The sequence below is a fragment of the Candidatus Bathyarchaeota archaeon genome (assembly GCA_026014745.1).
Taxonomy (GTDB): Archaea; Thermoproteota; Bathyarchaeia; order Bathyarchaeales; family Bathycorpusculaceae; genus Bathycorpusculum.
Genome location: JAOZHS010000001.1, coordinates 1,211,862 through 1,227,548 on the forward strand (window position 1 = coordinate 1,211,862; position 15,687 = coordinate 1,227,548).

20 protein-coding genes are annotated in these 15,687 nt (G+C 47.5%); 13 read left to right on the top strand and 7 right to left on the bottom strand.

Going from position 1 to position 15,687, the window contains the following annotated elements; genetic code table 11:
• Positions 1-86 precede the first annotated feature (86 nt).
• Genes tpiA through NWE92_06410 form a run of 3 tightly spaced genes read left to right on the top strand, consistent with a single transcriptional unit; the run spans position 87 to position 3,725 of the window.
• Complete coding sequence (gene tpiA / locus NWE92_06400; GenBank protein ID MCW4029259.1) at positions 87-749, top strand: triose-phosphate isomerase; 663 nt, start codon at positions 87-89, stop codon at positions 747-749.
• Between the two features lie 15 nt (positions 750-764).
• Complete coding sequence (locus tag NWE92_06405; GenBank protein ID MCW4029260.1) at positions 765-1,646, top strand: ARMT1-like domain-containing protein; 882 nt, start codon at positions 765-767, stop codon at positions 1,644-1,646.
• A complete protein-coding gene (locus NWE92_06410; protein ID MCW4029261.1) occupies positions 1,647-3,725 on the top strand; it encodes a glycogen debranching enzyme N-terminal domain-containing protein in 2,079 nt (692 codons plus the stop codon).
• A gap of 50 nt (positions 3,726-3,775) precedes the next feature.
• On the opposite strand, the gene NWE92_06415 is transcribed toward NWE92_06410, so the two are convergent.
• The gene (locus NWE92_06415; protein MCW4029262.1) at positions 3,776-4,777 is read right to left on the bottom strand and encodes a hypothetical protein; all 1,002 of its coding nucleotides are present in this window, start codon (positions 4,775-4,777) and stop codon (positions 3,776-3,778) included.
• 119 nt (positions 4,778-4,896) lie between these two features.
• On the opposite strand from NWE92_06415, the gene msrA reads away from it, so the two are divergent.
• Together msrA and NWE92_06425 are read left to right on the top strand one after the other, a co-directional pair.
• Complete coding sequence (gene msrA / locus NWE92_06420) at positions 4,897-5,451, top strand: peptide-methionine (S)-S-oxide reductase MsrA (GenBank protein MCW4029263.1); 555 nt, start codon at positions 4,897-4,899, stop codon at positions 5,449-5,451.
• A 2-nt stretch (positions 5,452-5,453) separates the two neighbouring features.
• Entirely contained in the window at positions 5,454-6,014 is a 561-nt protein-coding gene (locus NWE92_06425) for a class I SAM-dependent methyltransferase (protein MCW4029264.1), read from the top strand.
• Between the two features lie 10 nt (positions 6,015-6,024).
• On the opposite strand, the gene NWE92_06430 is transcribed toward NWE92_06425, so the two are convergent.
• The 4 genes from NWE92_06430 to NWE92_06445 all read right to left on the bottom strand — a co-directional run bounded on the left by NWE92_06430 (position 6,025) and on the right by NWE92_06445 (position 10,104).
• A complete protein-coding gene (locus tag NWE92_06430) occupies positions 6,025-6,828 on the bottom strand; it encodes a zinc ribbon domain-containing protein (GenBank protein MCW4029265.1) in 804 nt (267 codons plus the stop codon).
• Positions 6,829-7,252: 424 nt separating this feature from the next.
• Complete coding sequence (locus NWE92_06435) at positions 7,253-8,293, bottom strand: metallophosphoesterase (GenBank protein ID MCW4029266.1); 1,041 nt, start codon at positions 8,291-8,293, stop codon at positions 7,253-7,255.
• A gap of 54 nt (positions 8,294-8,347) precedes the next feature.
• A complete protein-coding gene (locus NWE92_06440; protein MCW4029267.1) occupies positions 8,348-9,193 on the bottom strand; it encodes a haloacid dehalogenase-like hydrolase in 846 nt (281 codons plus the stop codon).
• A 335-nt stretch (positions 9,194-9,528) separates the two neighbouring features.
• A complete protein-coding gene (locus NWE92_06445) occupies positions 9,529-10,104 on the bottom strand; it encodes an MBL fold metallo-hydrolase (GenBank protein ID MCW4029268.1) in 576 nt (191 codons plus the stop codon).
• 77 nt (positions 10,105-10,181) lie between these two features.
• Here NWE92_06445 and NWE92_06450 point away from each other — a divergent pair, with 77 nt between their 5' ends.
• Positions 10,182-10,313 (top strand): hypothetical protein, encoded by a 132-nt coding sequence (locus tag NWE92_06450; protein ID MCW4029269.1) that lies wholly within the window; start codon positions 10,182-10,184, stop codon positions 10,311-10,313.
• 79 nt (positions 10,314-10,392) lie between these two features.
• Positions 10,393-10,593, top strand: coding sequence for a hypothetical protein (locus tag NWE92_06455; GenBank protein ID MCW4029270.1), 201 nt, complete (start codon positions 10,393-10,395; stop codon positions 10,591-10,593).
• A 7-nt stretch (positions 10,594-10,600) separates the two neighbouring features.
• On the opposite strand, the gene NWE92_06460 is transcribed toward NWE92_06455, so the two are convergent.
• Complete coding sequence (locus tag NWE92_06460) at positions 10,601-11,314, bottom strand: hypothetical protein (GenBank protein ID MCW4029271.1); 714 nt, start codon at positions 11,312-11,314, stop codon at positions 10,601-10,603.
• A 303-nt stretch (positions 11,315-11,617) separates the two neighbouring features.
• On the opposite strand from NWE92_06460, the gene NWE92_06465 reads away from it, so the two are divergent.
• From NWE92_06465 to NWE92_06480, 4 genes are read left to right on the top strand one after another with little or no spacing between them, the layout of a single operon-like run.
• Positions 11,618-12,223 (top strand): 50S ribosomal protein L15e, encoded by a 606-nt coding sequence (locus tag NWE92_06465; protein ID MCW4029272.1) that lies wholly within the window; start codon positions 11,618-11,620, stop codon positions 12,221-12,223.
• 6 nt (positions 12,224-12,229) lie between these two features.
• Positions 12,230-12,433 carry a ribosomal protein L13e gene (locus NWE92_06470; GenBank protein MCW4029273.1) on the top strand — a complete coding sequence of 68 codons (204 nt, stop codon included), beginning with the start codon at positions 12,230-12,232 and terminating at the stop codon, positions 12,431-12,433.
• 32 nt (positions 12,434-12,465) lie between these two features.
• Positions 12,466-12,915 carry a hypothetical protein gene (locus NWE92_06475; GenBank protein MCW4029274.1) on the top strand — a complete coding sequence of 150 codons (450 nt, stop codon included), beginning with the start codon at positions 12,466-12,468 and terminating at the stop codon, positions 12,913-12,915.
• Positions 12,912-13,646 (top strand): hypothetical protein, encoded by a 735-nt coding sequence (locus NWE92_06480; GenBank protein ID MCW4029275.1) that lies wholly within the window; start codon positions 12,912-12,914, stop codon positions 13,644-13,646. The genes NWE92_06475 and NWE92_06480 overlap by 4 nt, the downstream gene beginning before the upstream one ends.
• A 100-nt stretch (positions 13,647-13,746) precedes the next feature.
• Here NWE92_06480 and NWE92_06485 read toward each other — a convergent pair whose 3' ends face one another.
• Positions 13,747-13,947 (bottom strand): hypothetical protein, encoded by a 201-nt coding sequence (locus NWE92_06485; protein MCW4029276.1) that lies wholly within the window; start codon positions 13,945-13,947, stop codon positions 13,747-13,749.
• A gap of 186 nt (positions 13,948-14,133) precedes the next feature.
• Here NWE92_06485 and NWE92_06490 point away from each other — a divergent pair, with 186 nt between their 5' ends.
• Positions 14,134-15,357: an isopropylmalate synthase gene (locus NWE92_06490; protein ID MCW4029277.1), complete on the top strand. Its 1,224-nt coding sequence runs from the start codon at positions 14,134-14,136 to the stop codon at positions 15,355-15,357.
• Positions 15,358-15,453: 96 nt separating this feature from the next.
• Positions 15,454-15,627, top strand: a complete 174-nt coding sequence (locus NWE92_06495; GenBank protein ID MCW4029278.1) for a hypothetical protein — start codon at positions 15,454-15,456, stop codon at positions 15,625-15,627.
• Positions 15,628-15,687: the final 60 nt, after the last annotated feature.

The window sequence follows — 15,687 nt, forward strand, 5'->3', positions numbered from 1 at the left end:
CAGCGGAGTATCGACATTCTTTTATTTAGTGTACCCTAATAGTAGCCATCCCAAAGCGAGGAAGCAAAGTGAACATCAAATCACCCATGATTATAGTGAATTTTAAAACCTACCTTGAATCAACAGGCAAAAGGGCCCTCGAACTAGCCAAACAGGCAGAGAGAGCCTCCAAAGAAACAGGTGCCTGCATCATCGTTGTCCCCCAACTCGTAGACCTCGCAGCCATCGCGAAGACCGTGGAGATTCCCGTTTTCGCCCAACACATCGACGCCATAAAACCAGGCGGCTACACAGGGCACGTTCTGGTTGAATCCGTTAAGGAAGCAGGCGCAGTCGGTACATTAATCAACCATTCTGAGCGGCAACTCAAACTCTCAGAAATCGAAACCATAATCGCACTTACCAAAGGAGCAGGATTAACTTCGTGCGTATGCGCAAACAACCCAGCAGTCAGCGCCGCCGTCGCCGCCATGCAACCCGACATAACCTCTGTTGAGCCACCTGAACTGATCGGTAGCGGCATCTCAGTTTCGAAGGCAAAACCCGAAATCGTCACCGATACCGTGAGCCTCGTTAAAAAAATTGATCCGAAAATGACGATTCTTTGCGGTGCAGGCATCAGCACAGCCGACGACGTAGCCATTGCACTTAAGCTTGGAACGCAGGGTGTTCTCGTAGCCAGCGGCATAGTGAAGGCGAAAGACCCATATAGTGTATTGTGTGCTTTTGGAAAAGCAACAAATCCATAGACGCGTGACGAGAACTTGAAAGTTGAACCTGAATGCGAATCGTGCCTGCTCTCGCGGGCGCAGATTCAAACCTACCAAGCCACAACGAACCCTGCTTTGCGGTTTAGGTGCCTCGCTGAAATTGTGAAGCTGCTCAACCGCGAGTTCAAACCCACCTCTAACGCCGCCGAACTCGGAACCAAACGTGACCGCATTATTCGCAAATTAACCAGCAACGACGACCCCTACAAATACAACAAGAAACTCGCCAACGAAAAAGCCCTCAAAATACTGCCCCGCATCAAAAAAATTGTTGAGTCCGGTTTGAACCAGCAGGAACGTTTCAAAAAAGCCTGCATCTGCGCCATCGTCGGTAACATAATGGAGTTTGATGTGCCTGGTCACAAGTTCTCGTTAAGTAACATGTCTGAGGCGTTTAGGGAAGCCTCCAAAGACTTAGCCATAGATGACATCGACAAAGCCTATGAGCTTGCTAAAAAAGCCAAAAGCGTCTTGTACTTGGCGGATAACGCGGGCGAAATTGTTTTTGACACTTTGTTGGTGGAGCAGCTTAAGAATATGGGGTTAAAAGTTATCTACGTCGTCAAAGGCGGACCCGTCATTAACGACGCCACCATGGAGGATGCTGAACTCTGTAACATGGATAAACTCGCCGACGACGTCATAACCACTGGCGCCGACGCGGTGGGGTTGCAGATTAAAGAGGTTTCAGCCGAGTTCCTCAAAGTCTACGAAGAAGCTGAATTGGTCTTCGCCAAAGGTATGGGTTACGCCGAAACCCTCACTGAATATAAGTTAACTAAGCCTCACTTGCTATTGTTCCGCACGAAATGTGTTCCCGTAGCAAACTATTTCTGTGTCGCTCGGGATAAGAACGTAGCGAAGTTGATGCCTTAAATGGAGTCGGCTCCCCTAACTTTTCAGAAAAATGTCCTCTCAAATTTTGATGAAGCCATGTCCAAAGAATGGTTAGTGACAAACGGGTTGGGCAGCTATGCGTCTTCGACGGCGCTCGGGCTCAACACGCGGAAGTATCATGGCTTGCTGGTTGCAGCGTTGCATCCGCCCGGCGACCGCACCGTTTGCGTAGCTAAAGTTGACGAGGATATCCTTGTTGACAACGAGCTTTATCGCTTAGGAACCAACGAATTTTCTAACATAGTTTATCCTGAGGGCTACCGATACCTCGAGCAATTCGCTCTCAGTCCCTTCCCAAAATACACATACCAACTCGACAACCTCACAGTTGAAAAAACCGTATTTATACCTCAAAACAAAAACGGCGTCGCAGTGTTCTACCAAATCAACAGCCGTGCCCCCTCAAAAGCAACCGTAAAGCTGTTCCCGCTTCTTAGCTGTCGACACTTCCACACAGTTATCGACCAAGGCAACAACCCCTTAAACTTCACGCAGACCAGCAGCAAAAACGGATTCGCCACAACCTTCCAGAACCCCGCGGCTGTGCTGCTCGGGCACATAACTGAAGGCGCCTTCTTTGAGGGGGTAAATTGGGTTTATCGACTCCGTTACCGCGAAGAAGTAGCCCGCGGCGAGGCAGGTATGGATGATTGTTTCCAGCCCGGCTTCTTTGAGGTGGCGGTTCCAAGCGGTGAAGCTTTAGAGTTTGCGTTAACCTTCGCAGTAGGTGAAGCTCAATCGCTTGCAAAGGATATTTTGGCTAAACTTGGAGGCTCCACGCGGGACGTTAAGGCGGTATACTCTGCAGAGTTGCATAAGCGGGGCGATATGCTAACTGACTTTTATCGAAATCACCCCAACGTGCCCGCCAGTGATTGGCTAAATTGGGTCTTGTCTGCCGCCGACTCGTTTATGGTTCAAAATCAATCGGGCAAAAAATCCATCATAGCTGGATACTACTGGTTTGAGCCATGGGGCAGAGACACCTTCGTTTCGCTGCCGGGGCTGACTCTGGTTACGGGCAGATTTAGTGACGCCAAAAACATCCTCTCAGGATTCATGCAATACTACCGTGAAGGGCTGATTCCTAATCTGGTCGATGACAAAACAGGCGTTCCCTACTACAACACTGTCGACGGTACATTGTGGTATGTGAACGCGGTTTTGCAGTACCTCAAATACACTGGCGACTATAATTTTGTGAAGCGCGAGTTATGGTCTAACTTGCAGTCATTAATCGAATTTCATCGCAAAGGCACAATCTATGGCATTCACGTTGACTCCGACGGATTGTTGATGCATGGTCCCCAACTCACTTGGATGGATGCCGAGATTGAAGGAGACATAATTACGCCTCGGGCAGGTAAGGCAGTAGAAGTCCAAGCTTTATGGTACAATGCGCTTAGAACTATGGAGTTGCTGGCACGCAAATTCAATCAACCCGACCAAGCCGAACAATACGCAGCATACGCCGCTCAAGCGCATGAGAGTTTCAACGCCCAATTCTGGAACCCCCAACAAGAATGCCTCTACGACGTAGTCGAGGCAAACGGCACAGATGCTTCGATGCGTCCCAACCAAATCTTTGCCGTGGCGCTCAATTTCTCGATGCTGGATAACGAGAAAGCCAAAAAAGTTGTTGACAAAGTTAACCGCGAACTCGTAACCCCCTACGGTCTGCGCACGCTTTCAGAGAGTGACCCCAGATTTGTTGGGCATTATGCGGGAAACCGACGCAGCCGCGATAGCGCTTATCATAATGGTACTATTTGGCCTTGGATAATGGGACCCTACGTGACCGCTTACCTCAAAGTCAACGATTACTCCGAGGAGGCGCGGCAGCAAGCCCTCCAAACCCTCATCCTGCCTCTATTGCGGGATGGTCTCAATGTTGGCGGCTTAGCAACCTTAAACGAAATCTATGACGCTCAAGCCCCTAACACGCCCCGAGGTTGCGTGGCACAAGCTTGGAGCATCGCGGAACCTCTACGCGCCTACATAGAAGATGTTTTGCTTGTCAAACCAAAATTTGCACAACTCGTTGACAGCGTATCTTAGCGCAAAACTGTTCTGGTGTGCTCGGGACCCTACTCCATCCCTTATTCGGGTTAAATGGGTGGTTTGGCGATTATTTTGTTGGTCAAAGTCTTAGTCCATTTTTTGAACTCGTCGGATACGGGGTGTTGTGTGTAGAGTTGGCGTCGATGGGATTCCAAAAAGCTGTTGGGCGCGCCCGCGTATTCTGCGGCTGTTAGCAATCGGTGCCCCGCTGCCTCGGCTGCTTCAAATACGTCCTCCAGTTTTGGACGCCAATCCTCGTCCCGCAGTGCATGATGTTCCAAAACCACTGTGGGCACAGCGGCAACTATTCGCTTTAGATTAGCTATGCCTCGGTCCAAGGCTGCTTGTTCAACGCGAAAACCACCCAAATAAAGCGGCGGACCCCCCAACATCAACATGTCAGGCTTAGCAGCCAAAATCAACTCCGCAGTATGCGCAGCCATGGGACCCTGAACGTCAGGCGCAAACATGAACCGCTCCCCCCCGAACTCAACAGTAGCCATGACCACCCAGCCCAGACTCGACGCCTCCGCGCCATGCACAACCGCCTCAGAAAACCGTAGCGAAGTGCCGCCGAACGGGAAGGTTTTGCCGTCTGCTGCCTCGAGTTTTTTGGCGTGTTTGCCGCCTGTTTTGCCGAATAGGTAGGCGCGTTCGCGTTGGCTGGCGTTTATGTTTTCTTTGGGGTTTTTGGCAAGTACGATTTTGTCGTGGTAGATTTGTCGTGCGGTCTCGACGTTTTCGGTCCAGTTGACGACCCAGTCTTCGTAGCTGGGGGTGTGGTGGTCAAAGTGGTAGTGGCTAATTGTGACGATTGAGGCTTTGTCGGCGGCTTCGGCGATGGTTTGGCGTAGCCGCTGGATGGTTTGGAACTCGATGGGGTGTGGTGGGAGGTTGAAGCGGTAAGGACAAAGCGAGACCCCTGCATCGAGAAGAACCGTAACATCAGGTGTCTCAACAAGCGTGCACATGGAGCGAACGCCAAAGCTTTCCGCTGCCAAAGGGGTGACTTGAATTTTTTTTAGTGCGTCAGTTACGGTTTTTTGCATTGCGTTTCCTTAGATGGCTACGGTTGCGTTTGAATAAAACATTTGCTCAGAGGCTCCTAAGGTAGCGTAATGCTTTAATTGGGTTGTTTACTCGCATTTATTGTGCAGGTAGGCTTTTTATGGTTGAAAATCAAAATCTGGAAGTCGCGACCTTGGCTGCGGGTTGCTTCTGGTGTGCCGAAGCCGCTTTTAGCGTCATTAAAGGCGTGAAGCGGGTTGACCCTGGTTACACGGGTGGCTCAGTTTTCTCTCCCTCGTATGAGGCGGTCTCCACAGGCGCCACGGGGCACGCGGAGGCGGTGCAGGTATTTTTTGACCCCGAAATCATAAGTTACCAAACCATACTCGAAATCTTCTTCACCATACATGACCCCACAACGCTCAATCGGCAAGGCGCAGACATAGGCACGCAGTACCGTAGTGCCATATTCTATAATAGTCCCCGCCAGAAAGTCATCGCTGAAAACCTCATCGACGAACTTAACCGAGAAAGAATCTGGGAAAAACCCATCGTCACCGCTATAGAACCCCTAAAAGCCTTCTATAAAGCCGAAACCTACCACAAAGACTACTACAAGCTCCACCCTGAGGAAGCATACTGTCAAGCTGTTATCTCGCCTAAGTTGGCTAAGCTTAGGGCTCATTTTGCAGACAAAATCATGGTGGTGCACTGACGATGCAAACCCTAACCGCAGCCGACGAAGTTTTGCAGCAGATAGAGGCGCTCGCCAAACATACCTTTTTGCCCATCATTGGACCCGAAAGGGGCGAGGTTTTACGGTGGGAAATTCATCGCCTCAGACCACGGCATGTTTTGGAAGTAGGCACCTTGATTGGGTACTCAGCGATTCTAATCGGCAAAGAACTCAGCTCCTCATCGGAGATTGTTACGGTCGAGGTACATCAAGATGAAGCCGAATTAGCCACCCAAAACATCCAAAACGCGCATCTGCCCGCAAACGTAGAGGTCATCACGGGCAACGCCCTAGACGTTATCCCCACCTTGCGGGGACCGTTTGAGTTTGTTTTCTTAGATGCTGAAAAAAACGAGTACCTCCAATACCTCAAATTAGCCGAACCCAAACTGGAAGCTGGCGCAATGGTTTTTGCAGATAACGCAGGCATCTTTAGCGACGTGATGGCGGATTATCTTGTGTATGTTCGGGATTCAGGCAAGTACCGCAGTCGTTTTGTGCAAGTAGGTGACGACGGGGTAGAAATCAGCGTAAAACTCTAAGAGTGGCGTCTTAGAAAATCGGCATTTGCCTTGGTTTACGGCTGCCCTTCTTTCTGGGTTTTCTTAGCATTTCTCCGCATTGTGGACAGATAGCTTTCCCATTCGATACGGGAAGTTCGGTTCCTGCACGCCAATAGTGGTCGTTTATGCATCTTAGGCTGAAGTGGAATGTTTCTGTCTCATAGTCCTGAGGATGGGCGATGAAGTCCTCTTTGAGGGACACGTTGCTCTTTATGATTTCATGCGGCGGAAGAACTGGTGCAGGAGCAACAGGAATAGTGGGTTTGGGGGGCAGAACTGGTTCTACAAAGAAGGCTGTTTTTGTTTCACTAAGCTGTATGGTTGGGGTTGCTGCTTTGGGTGGCGGTGCTGGTTTAGGCGGAGGAATTGGCGGGGGGACTGATTGGGTAGCAATGATTTTTCGGGACAGGGTACGTTTAGGTTTAGCTTGAATAACCGATTTAGGCGGTGTGGTTTTGGCGGGGAAAAGCACTTCGGGAGGCGCGGGTTTGGTTGACTTCGGTTTAGCGGTTTTTGTTGAGCGGATGTGTTTAGCGGAAAGTACTGGCTTGGGCGCTGGTTTAGGTGGTGGGCTGCTTAGCGCAGCAACTTTAACTTGAACTGGGACCTTAACCGGTTCGGGAACAGCCGAAATAACAGGCTCTGCTACCTTATTGGTTGCAGCAGCAATGGCTGTTTTTGTGGATGAGGCTTGTTTAATTTTGATGATTGGCGCTGTGGTTGAGGTTCCGCAGTCAGGGCAGCTTTTGCTGTATTCACGAAGTCTACGTCCACATTTTCGGCAAAACGGCAAGGTATTCACGTTAATTTTTTACAACAATGATGTCTCTCATGCTTTTAAAAGTTTAACGCAAATCATTAACCAAACTGCGTTGGTACCTGAATGTTTAAAGGCACACGTGGCTGTTTTTTTGTTGGGTGGGCGATGACGAGTCTGGCCCCGCAGACATCTGGATGATGTGGATCTTGAGTGCGCCGTAGCATTAATGATAAGTTACGGGTGCGAACATCGACCTGAACTATACAGATGAAATGCTTCCTAAGAGCCCACCTATCTGTTTTCTAACCATAAGTCAAACTGTTCGATGTTTTATTCTAAGCAAAGCTTTTGAGCAGATTACAGTTTGATTTTTGAGCCTACTTGCCTAATCGCGTTTTAACGCTTAACTGAGGAGCAGTTAAGTGACTTAAATCCTATTTTTACAGGAATCCTTAATTTACTTATTAAATCGTGGTTTATACAGACCCCTATTCTCCATCAAATCGCCTTTCATCGGTCCCTTCTTATCAAGGATACCGTTTAGCAAGATATTGGCGATTTTAGGGCCATTTTCTGTCATAGTCACCCACACAATATGGTCAATTGCACCTAACCTCGGAATATTCATAGCCCCGCTGCATGCGGTCGTAATGTAGTCACGACCAAACCTTTCAGTATAGTTGTAAAGATGCGTATGCGCTGCAAAAACAGTGTATGGTCGATTTGCTAAAAGATTCTCAATCTTAGCGAAATTACCTATATTTTGCTCAAACCCAGAAGCAGTACGCCAAGCTGGAGAATGCATTAAACAAAACGTCCAACGAACGTTAGGGTTTGCTTCTAAAACCTTCTTAAAATAATCCACCTGCGCATCGCTGATGTTAATTCCTCCAACAAATTCCTCGATGGGGGAAAGGAGCTCAAGAACCTTTTTTTCACTTTCACCTTTTGCTATCGCCTGTTTGACTGCCTTGTATGCGTTGTCAATAAGTATCGCGTGTTCTGGGTCAGTCGCTCTGAGGTTATCTGTATCTTTTGGAGGGTCTTCAGTGCTAATCATTAAAAATAGAACGTTTTGGTAAACGAAGTGGTAGTACTCTCGTTTTCCTCCGTGACGCTCGCGCCATACTTTGACCGAAGCAGGATTGTTTAGGTCATGATTGCCGGGTAAAAAAAAGAAAGGCATGTCTAGTTTTGATAGGTAGCTATCTATCTCTTTCCACCACGAGCGATAGGTTTCTTCACTTGCCATATGTCCTGTGGCGTCCATGTAACCCTCGACTAAATCGCCTAGGTTGGCAACGAATTCAGGTTGAAGCAAGTTTGCCACTTCAATAGCTGCAGGGAGAACACCAGACCTGCCAGAACCAGCGTTGTCCGATATTAACGCAAATTGGAAATTAACAGGATTATTCTGAAAATTGAGATTTGTGTAAGGTTTTATCCCCTTTTCGATACTAAAGAAATCATCCGTTCTTTTTTCAATTTTTTCATTCATTACTCTCGACCTGCTTTATGGATTTTCGTCTCCTATCGTTAGGCAAAAGTGGTTCTATGGAAAAACGGTTTTGAAATCTTCTTTTACACTAACCACTGTCCACTGGTGTTCTTTTGCTTTCTCTAATAATAATTCCGCACTGTGATTAGAGGAATATTCGCGCTCAGCGTCATCGTGATGAATTATTAAATTAAGGTAGGGGTTGGTGCTGTTGGCTGCGAACTCCATCATTTCAATATCACCGTTGGTATTTCCGCAAGCCAGTATAGGGGGTCGGCCAATATGCAATTGAATGTTAATCGGTTTGCCTGCGCCGTCACAGTAAGGCTCCATAAGGCCCGCCTGTCGAATCAGTAATGGTCTGCCATTTTTGTATTCCCAAGCAAGCTTTAGGTTTGCTCCAACTACATTTTCACGTGGAATGCCATAGATTTTTTCGCTAAAGAGACGAACAAAATCCATGCCGCCACCAGAAACAATGAAAACATGAAAGTCGTTAGCGTTGAGGTAGTCTATTAACTCCGTCATTGGTTGAAAAATTAATTGTGTGTAGGGTTTTTTGAAGCGTGGATGATTTGCTGTTTTCAACCAAGCTGAAATTCGAGCTTCAAAATCATCTTGAGATTCTCCCGCTGCAACGTCTAACAGCATAGCAAGCAATTCTGGGAGTCGTTGGTTATTCAAATAAGGAACAAACCAATTGAGGTCTTTTTCGACGGCGGCCTTGAACAGGGGCTTTTTTGTTAGCGTGGGGTCGTTTTTTGCGAGTTGTGTTAGTGCATCTAATGTAGCTGCGAATTGTACTGGAATTGGATGTTCACACCATAATGTGCCATCGTTGTCAAAGGTCGCAATCCGTTCATTCTCTGGTACATAGTCGGGGCTGTTTTTTTTGGTCACTTTTGCTACAAAATCAAAAATTGTTTGTTTGGTTGGTGTGTTATTCCATGAAGCTAAGGGGATTAATTTTCCTCCTTGCTGTTTCTTCACTGTTCTTATCTTTGCTAAAAGTCTAAGCCTAACTATCAAAATTACGGATTTCCAATTTAATATTGCTATGTTACACCTAATTGGTGTTACAACTTCATTGCAAGTTTTTATGAATTTAATTAAAAAATTCTTTCCACATGCTTGAGTGCGCCGTAGCGTTAATGATAAGTTTCCGGTGCGAATTTCGACCTGAACTATACAGATGAGCTGTTTCCTAAAGCCCGTCTATCGATAATCCCTGCACCTTAGAATGGCAAATCATAGTTTCCATGTGCTGGATATAGTCTTTTAACTTTCATTGAATGGAGTTTTTGCCAGTCTTTGAATGCGTCGGAATCCGGCGGTGAAGCATTTTCAGGTGGCAAATCACCCGTAAAGGCAATTCCAACATCAAGAACCAGTGTAACATGATCTGGTCCGTGCCCTGAAGTGGGAATAATTTCTCCATCCAACCCTATTGTTTTGAGAAAAGCTCGGCTGTCCTTAAAAGTCATATCCAAGTTATCCGTAGCTTTGATTTCATGATATATTAATGGCGGTTTGATGAATTTTTTTTGACTGTTAAGATACGCCTTTTGATTCTCCAATACTATGAGTTTAGCTCCTTTATCTTTCATTTCCTGAGCTATAGCACCATGATCCATATGGTAATGCGTTACTAAGACATGCGTTACCTCTTTAACTGATAATCCCTGCTGTGCCATGCTGCATTTAAGCTCGGCCATTCCACTGGGCCAACCCACATCAATGAGCAATTTTGATTTGTCAGTGATTATTAGAAAGCAATTGACCGAGCGGTATCCAACATTAACTATCTTCAAAGTAGCCACAAACGAACAATATCACAAGGATAAAGAGAATAAAAAGTGATTGTAATCAACCACCTGTTGATGGACTGGTGGAACCATCTAAAGAGCGCATCGTTTCCTTGTTGGGTGCGGACAACGGCAACAATGACCGACCCCAGTTGTTACTTGAAGTTGAGTTGCCGCCAAAAGAGCCTACTTACAGCTTAGCGTCTAAGCGTTAGAGGGGACTCCTGAAAACCTTTTAAGTAAACGCAACTAAATGAACTTGAACGCTATATGACTATAACGTGCCAAAATACGATGTCGACACGTATTGTGTGGCGTGTGCTCTTCTGGTCAGGAATTTTCACAGTACTAATAGGCGTAGGCGTAGCAAATTCCTACGTTAACGACGCTCTTAGGGACTCCCTTTATTTGACGGGTGGCTTGCTCCTCATCGTTTTGGGGGCGGCGTTTATGGTCGCTGGTTACTTGAGAAGTAAGGGCAAAATCTGTGTCTAACCAAGCACTAACCCATCGTTTTGTTTTGTGATGGAACCTTTACGGGTTTTAAGACGTATTTGCTGTCTATGTTGGTTTCCCAAAACTCCTTAAATGACCTGCGATATTTGGGCAGTCTTTGTCGACCGCGCCACGTGGATTTGTCCGCGAACTTTTTGATTTCCGCCGAGGGTCTAAAATATGCAATAGCATTATCGACGCTGAGCACAAATGGTGGACGCCCATAGTACATGCTTATCCAGCTACAAATCATGCTGCCCGTGCGATGGTTGCCCTCGATGAAGAGTTGTGGGTGGCCTAGTATGGCTACGTAGACTTCGGCGGCAACTTTGAGCGGGTGCGGTTCGCCTTTCATGTGTTTTTTGTACCATTTCGCAATGGGTTCAATTTGGGTGTAGAATTTTTCTGAAGTGCTCATAATCGCCTTATGGTACTGTAGCCGTAGTTCCCAATCTTCGCCGTAATGTACGAGATTGTTGAGTTCAAGCATTTCAGATAGGCTTTCCGCCGAGAAGGGCTCCACCCCCTGCTTTAGTAACTTGTCTAGGTGGGTGTAAGCGGTCATCATTCTGGCGTGGACAATGGCGTCGAAGGGTGTGTCGCGTCGTCCGATTTTTTCGGATGCCAGCTTGTCGTCGATTTTCTTCCAGTTTCGTTCTACGCCTTGAAGCGACTGCTCAACTGCTGTTAAGTTTAATTTTAGGATTTTTTCTGGATTCATACAGTCGCCTCAAATTGGAAATTTGGGTACATGCTTTTATTTGTTAGCCTTGTTTGAAACAAACATCGCCAAACTATTGATGGCATTCTTCTTGGAAGCCGCTTAAATGAAGGATACTGGGTTTTTTAAAAGGCTTGTTTGTTTTGGTTGGGGTTACTGCCCCATCTAAATGTTGTTGTTGCTGGAAAGGTTTATACTATTCCATAGTATTTTGATGTGAAATTGCAGGCGGACAACCTTGTCCGTTGGGATGTGGTCCCTCTGGGACTGAACCGCAAACAAAAACGACTTAAGTGAAAAAACATGGCCTATAAATACATCGCCGAAGAATGGGCGCAACCTGAAAAGAGCTTTGTTGATGAGCTCATGCGCCAACGCCTCGTACAATGGCGTAAACAACCCTCAACCGTACGTGTTGAAAACCCCACCCGTCTAGATAAAGCCCGTAAACTTGGCTACAAAGCTAAACAGGGCTTTGTTGTTGCACGAACCAAAGTTCGCAGGGGTGGCTTACGAAAAATCCGTCCAAAAGCCGGTCGCCGCCCAAAACGTATGGGTGTCGCAAAATTCAAACCCGCGAAGTCTCTGCGTTTAATCGCTGAGGAACGAACCGCCAAGAAATTTCCCAACCTAGAAGTCCTTAACAGTTACTGGGTCGGAGAAGACGGCAGACACAAGTGGTTCGAAGTTATCCTTGTCGACACTCATGCACCGACAATCGTATCTGACAAAGACATTAACTGGATTACCCAGCCTCAACATGCAAGCCGCGTCTTCCGCAGTTTAACCAGTGCGGGTAAAAACGTTCGTGGTCTGCATCATGGCAAAGGGAAGGGCTCAGAGAAAGCGCGTCCCAGCCACCGTCGAGGCGCAAGAAAACACAACGGAGAAAAACTCCAACGGAAGTAGACTGGAATGCACCACATTAAACCCATAATAGTTAAACAGAACGGCAAACTCAAACGGGGCAGAGGTTTTAGCCCTAACGAAATCAAAGAAGCAGGCATTAGCAAGCAGCAAGCCCAACAAATGGGCTTACCCCTTGACCTGCGCCGCAAAACCTCTCACGAGACAAACGTCGCCTCCATCAAAGAGCATCTGCCTCAACAAAAAAGCTAAAAACCCAGCCGCATACATCACATCGAAAGCCAATGTCTTCTACTAAACCCCCCATCGCATACATAGACATACGTGTATTCGCACACGCAACCGATAACCCTGATAAAGTCCAAGACGCCGTCAAAAACCTCCTCACACCTCCCCTTATTGAAAACCTTGTTTTTGAAAAAACCAACCTTTCCGGTCACCACGGAAACTCTATCACGCTTTTCACCGCAAAACTCACCGACAAAAAACACCTCCCCGAAGCTATACAAAAAATCGGGGGCAGCCTAAGCAGCTTGGACCGCGAAGAACTCAACAGCAACCTCGAATTGCACCTCGACAAAGGAAACATGTTTTTGAGGTTTGATAAGCAGTCAGCCTTTTTGGGGGCACCAAAGTTTTCTTCGGTTGATCCGATTCATTTCAAAATTCACTTTAAAGATTTATCACAAGACGCGATTGAGGATTTTTCGAGGCATGCTGGGTTACTACCATGAAACGCGTCTTTTCCGACCTCCACCTGCGAGTTAACCCAACCGACACAGCCGCCACCAGCCGCGCAATAATTAAAGCCGCCCAACTCGGCTACCGCGCCATAGGAATCCCCCTTGCAGCAACCGCAGGCGACGAACAAATCCGCAACCTCAAAACCCAATGCAAACAAGCGGGTTTGGATTTTGTTTCGAGGGTGGATTTTAAGCCCCGCAACCAAGAAGATCTCACCCGTTTTCTGCGCAAAGCTCGCCGACGCTTCGAAATCCTCTGCATCGCCTGCGACAACAAGGAAGTCGCGCGCCAAGCCGCAAAAGACCGCCGCGTAGACCTGCTGAGTTTTCCAAGTCTTGATTATCATAAGCGGTTTTTTGACCGCGCCGAAGCCGAATTAGCCTCTAACTGTTTAGCTGCGTTGGAGGTTGATGTTAAGTCGCTTTTGGTGTTGGATGGTCCGCCTCGGGTGCGTTTGCTGTCGAGTTTGCGCCGTGAGGTCGGGTTGGCCGTTGAATTTAAGGTACCTGTAGTGGTTTCTAGCGGTGTTGGGGAGGAGTTGTTGATGCGTGCGCCTCGGGATATGGCGAGTCTGGCTTATCTTTTTGGGTTCAGCGAGGAGGCAGCGTTGGATGCGGTTTCGGTGGCTGCGCAGGCGATTGTTTTGCGCAACCGTGAGAAGCTGAGTTCAAGGTTTGTTGCGCCGGGGATTAGTGTGGTTCGGGAGGGTAGGGATGCATGAAGCGGGTTAAGCGTCGGTATTTGGCGGTGCAAGTGGATTGTGAGGGTGTGCCTGGTGAGCGTGAGTTGGTGGATGCGGTTTGGGGTTCGGTTACGCGGCTTTACGGTGAGGTTGGGGCTTCTTTGTCGGGGTTGGTGTTGATTAGTTTGGATGTGGAGCGTAAGGTGGCTGTGGTGCGGTGTAATTTGGTGTCTTTGCCTGTGGTTCGGGCGGGGTTGGCTGCGGTTGTGGTTGTGGCGGGTAAGCCTGCGGCTTTGCGTGTTTTGGCTGTTTCTGGTACTTTGAAGGCTCTTTTTTCCAACCTTGACTAAATTCTGTGTAAAGATTTTCTTTACTTTGTGACAAGTCAAATCAAAGTTAAGTCGCGTATTTTTTGGACAATCTTACAAATAGTGTGCAGAAACATTTATCAATTGCAGATAAGCGATAGTAAACGTTACAAAATTCCGTTGGGAGAAGCATAAAAGCAACAAGAGAAGAATAAACAATGGACATACAAGACTTCTACTTTAAACTAAAGCCCCTAAAAATAAACACAATAATAGACGACAGCACCCTGCGAGACGGCATCCAAATGCCCGGCTTAGCAGTGGGACCCGAAGACGCCGCCCAAATCGCCGAATTACTCTGCGACATAGGCGTCGAACGCATCGAGCTGTTCCACTACCAAGAACCAGACAAACAAGCCGCCAAACTCATCCTCAACAAAAAACTCGACATGAGAGTCGCAGGCTGGTGCCGCGCCGTCAAAGAAGACATAGACAGCGCCGTCGCACTCGGCTTCGAAGAAGTCGGTATTTCACATCCAGTATCCGATATCCATTTCAAGGCTAAATGGCCCGAAAAAACCACTCAACAAATCCTCAACAACCTCGTAGACGTAACTGAGTACGCAGCCAAAACTTGTGGTCTGCGCACATTCGTCCACGGCGAGGACAGCACACGCGCCAACTGGGAGCTCGAACGAGAATTCATAAACTCAGTTGCTGAAGCAGGCGCAGAATGTTACCGCGTTTGTGACACCGTCGGCATCGGGTTAAGCGACCCCGAGGCTCCTCTTCCAAACGGCATCCCCGTGAAGCTTGTGGCTATCAAAAAAGAAACCAAAATCCCGGCCATCGAAATCCACGCCCATGACGACTTTGGCAACGCAGTAGAAAACACTATGGCAGCCATCAAAGCCGCTGTGGGTCTTTGGGATAAAGTGTACGCCAGTACCACCTTCCTTGGTATTGGGGAACGGGCAGGGAACGCGGAAACCGAGAAGGTTCTGCTTAACCTCTATTTGCACCATGGCATCATGAAGTTCCAAGGTAAAACCCAGAAGCTAAAGGAAGCCGCCGAATTCATCGGGGAAGCTTCAGGATTTGTGGTTCCGCCCAACAAAGCCATCGTCGGCGACTACGGATTCGCCCACGAAAGCGGCATCCACACACACGGTGTCCTCAACGACCCCTGGACGTATGAGCCCTATCCACCTGAATTAGTCGGCAACAGCCGCCGCTTAACCATCGGCAAACAGTCCGGCAAAGGCATCATAAAGCACCGCATATGCGAATTAACCCAAAAAGAACTCGATGACCAAACCGTTGCTTTAGTAGTTGAGAAAGTCAAAGAAATCTACGCCAACGGTCGCCGCGCTTCACTGACTGATGCAGAATTCAAAGAGTTGCTCTGTGGACTTAAAATCATCGTTGAAAACGACGATTAAGCGTTTAGTTTTCTTTTTTCTTCTTTTTGTTTTGCCTGATTTTTCGGCTCTGAAAATCGAAAATCAAATAAATAATCATTGCAATACCGCTGAGATATGTTTGAAATGTGGATGCTCCTGCAAGTCGGTATGTTCGCTGCTTTTACAGCTGTGGCTTCCTATGCTCTCTATCGGCAGAAGCAAAGGTTTGTGGCAAAAATCAAAAGCCAACGCCTTTTTGTGAATAAACCTGTTGTCGAAAAGGCGCAGACAGCGGTTAAAAGCCAGTAAAAAGCTTAAATCAACGCTTATCCTCTTGAAAGCAGGCTGAGGGGTCACAGTGGGCTTAGC

Excerpts from the sequence above, each read along its gene's own strand:
- tpiA (MCW4029259.1), top strand. The coding sequence starts at position 87 with ATGATTATAGTGAATTTTAAAACCTACCTTGAATCAACAGGCAAAAGG.
- NWE92_06410 (MCW4029261.1), top strand. The coding sequence starts at position 1,647 with ATGGAGTCGGCTCCCCTAACTTTTCAGAAAAATGTCCTCTCAAATTTT.
- NWE92_06415 (MCW4029262.1), bottom strand. The coding sequence starts at position 4,777 with ATGCAAAAAACCGTAACTGACGCACTAAAAAAAATTCAAGTCACCCCT.
- msrA (MCW4029263.1), top strand. The coding sequence starts at position 4,897 with ATGGTTGAAAATCAAAATCTGGAAGTCGCGACCTTGGCTGCGGGTTGC.
- NWE92_06425 (MCW4029264.1), top strand. The coding sequence starts at position 5,454 with ATGCAAACCCTAACCGCAGCCGACGAAGTTTTGCAGCAGATAGAGGCG.
- NWE92_06435 (MCW4029266.1), bottom strand. The coding sequence starts at position 8,293 with ATGAATGAAAAAATTGAAAAAAGAACGGATGATTTCTTTAGTATCGAA.
- NWE92_06455 (MCW4029270.1), top strand. The coding sequence starts at position 10,393 with ATGTCGACACGTATTGTGTGGCGTGTGCTCTTCTGGTCAGGAATTTTC.
- NWE92_06460 (MCW4029271.1), bottom strand. The coding sequence starts at position 11,314 with ATGAATCCAGAAAAAATCCTAAAATTAAACTTAACAGCAGTTGAGCAG.
- NWE92_06465 (MCW4029272.1), top strand. The coding sequence starts at position 11,618 with ATGGCCTATAAATACATCGCCGAAGAATGGGCGCAACCTGAAAAGAGC.
- NWE92_06470 (MCW4029273.1), top strand. The coding sequence starts at position 12,230 with ATGCACCACATTAAACCCATAATAGTTAAACAGAACGGCAAACTCAAA.
- NWE92_06475 (MCW4029274.1), top strand. The coding sequence starts at position 12,466 with ATGTCTTCTACTAAACCCCCCATCGCATACATAGACATACGTGTATTC.
- NWE92_06480 (MCW4029275.1), top strand. The coding sequence starts at position 12,912 with ATGAAACGCGTCTTTTCCGACCTCCACCTGCGAGTTAACCCAACCGAC.
- NWE92_06490 (MCW4029277.1), top strand. The coding sequence starts at position 14,134 with ATGGACATACAAGACTTCTACTTTAAACTAAAGCCCCTAAAAATAAAC.
- NWE92_06495 (MCW4029278.1), top strand. The coding sequence starts at position 15,454 with ATGTTTGAAATGTGGATGCTCCTGCAAGTCGGTATGTTCGCTGCTTTT.